This window comes from Emticicia sp. (genome assembly GCF_049241225.1).
Classification (GTDB): Bacteria; Bacteroidota; Bacteroidia; order Cytophagales; family Spirosomataceae; genus Emticicia.
The window spans coordinates 37,994-40,123 of sequence record NZ_JBMLRC010000438.1; the positions used below are offsets into that span (position 1 = coordinate 37,994).

Consider the following 2,130-nt stretch of genomic DNA (forward strand, 5'->3'; position numbering starts at 1 on the left):
GCAAAAATAGCGGCTCATAAATTAGAATGTTCGGCCGACGACCTTGATTTTGCCGATGGAAAATGGACAGTAAAAGGCACAGATAAATCAATTGGTTTCGGCGATGTTGCCCTTACGGCTTATGTCCCGCACGTTTATCCAGCTAATTTAGAGCCTGGTCTCGACTTCTCGAGCTTCTATGACCCAGCTAATTTTACTTATCCGTTTGGTTGCCATATTGCCGTAGTGGAGGTTGATGCTGAAACTGGAAAAGTGACTATCAAACGCTTCGTAGCCGTTGATGATGTGGGTAATGTAATTAATCCAATGATTGTGGAAGGCCAAATTCACGGTGGATTGGCCCAAGGAATTGGCCAAGCATTGCTCGAAGGAGTAATTTATGATGAAAACGGCCAATTGACCACTGGAACATTCATGGATTACGCCATGCCTCGTGCCGACGACCTACCGATGTTTGAAACCGACCGTAAAACAACGCCTTGTCCGCATAACCCATTGGGTGTGAAAGGTGCTGGCGAAGCGGGTGCAATCGGCTCAACACCAGCAGTCGTAAACGCCGTAATGAATGCTACTTGGCACTTAGGCGTGCGTGACCTCGAAATGCCATTAACTCCACAAAGAGTATGGCGAGCAATGAATACCCCCCGCCCCTAAAGGGGAGTAATTTTTAGTATTACTGATTAAAAGTGTACTAAATCCTAAGAAAATGACCCTTGTTTTTAGGATTTCAAACATTAAAACAAACTCCCCTTTAGGGGTCGGGGGTTCAATTTGATATGCTACCAAATACAGTAGATTATTATAGAGCAAGCTCAGTCAGTGATGCCCTTAGTGTTTTGAAGGCGAATCCTGACGCAAAAATATTGGCGGGCGGACATAGCCTAATTCCTGCGATGAAGCTACGCCTCAATAGCCCTTCGATGGTGATTGACATTGCCAACTTATCTGATTTGAATTATATCAAAGAAGAAGGCGGAAACATTTGCATCGGTGCAATGACTACGCACGGACAGATAGCACACTCATCGCTTCTTGCCGAAAAACTACCACTTTTTACCGAAACTGCCGACGTAATTGGCGATGTGCAGGTACGAAACATGGGGACAATCGGTGGTAGTATCGCTCACGCTGACCCATCAGCCGATTGGCCAGCGGCTCTTTTGGCGGCTGATGCTTCAATCGTAGTTACGAATGGAGATGATACAAGAAGCATTTCTGCGGTCGATTTTTTTGTAGGGTTTTTCTCTACGGCACTCGAAGAAGGCGAAATCATCACCGAAATCCAAGTACCAATACCCGCAGCAGGTACAAAAATGACTTACCAAAAATTCATGCAACCAGCCTCTCGCTTTGCGATTGTGGGCTGTGCAGCAATGGCAAAAGTCGAAAATGGTGTAGTTGCTGATGTGAAAGTTGCTTTTACAGGTGTTTCTGATGGCCCATTCCGTGATGGAAATGTAGAAGCGGCTATTTCGGGCAAAGCAACAACTGCCGAAAACATCGCCTCGGCTGCGGCCCAAGCTGCTGCTGACGTAAACCTCAACGCCGACCATTATGCCGATGAGGATTACCGCCAGCACTTAGCAAGAGTATATGCCAAACGAGCCTTATCGGCCGTTTGCGGATAATTAATACCTCACAAAAAGGCATCGAAAACGCACTTATTTTCCTCTGAAAGGTTAGCAAGATTGTGTTTTCCATGCCTTTTTTGTTTTCTTTGTTTAGAGATAAAACTTTCATAAAAATCGGAGATAGCTTAGACCCGTAACTTTCATCAATGAATTTAGATACTATCAAATCGCTCCTACAATCGCAAGGCTATATCACCGACGAATACGTTTCGATGTCGGTCTTTTTGGCGATGACGCTTAATAAGGCACTCTTGATTGAAGGTCCTGCGGGTGTAGGAAAAACCGAAATAGCCAAAGTAATGGCAAAGGCTTTGGATACAAACTTGATTCGTTTACAATGTTACGAAGGCCTAGATTCCAACCACGCCATTTATGAATGGAACTACCAACAACAGTTGCTTTTTTTGAAAATGTCAGAAAGTATAGGACAAGAAGTATGGGGAAAAACCGAAAATGGTCTTGATAATAGCTCCCCTTTAGGGGCGGAGGGGCTTTTTTC

3 protein-coding genes are annotated in these 2,130 nt (G+C 44.7%); all 3 read left to right on the forward strand.

Features of this window, described 5'->3' with window-relative positions:
• On the forward strand, positions 1-654 hold a 654-nt coding region (locus ACOVO2_RS22860), incomplete at its 5' end, for a xanthine dehydrogenase family protein molybdopterin-binding subunit (protein WP_421772192.1).
• Positions 655-776: 122 nt separating this feature from the next.
• A complete protein-coding gene (locus tag ACOVO2_RS22865; RefSeq protein ID WP_421772193.1) occupies positions 777-1,628 on the forward strand; it encodes an FAD binding domain-containing protein in 852 nt (283 codons plus the stop codon).
• A 149-nt stretch (positions 1,629-1,777) separates the two neighbouring features.
• Positions 1,778-2,130: AAA family ATPase (locus tag ACOVO2_RS22870; RefSeq protein WP_421772194.1), on the forward strand; the 353-nt coding region annotated here is incomplete at its 3' end.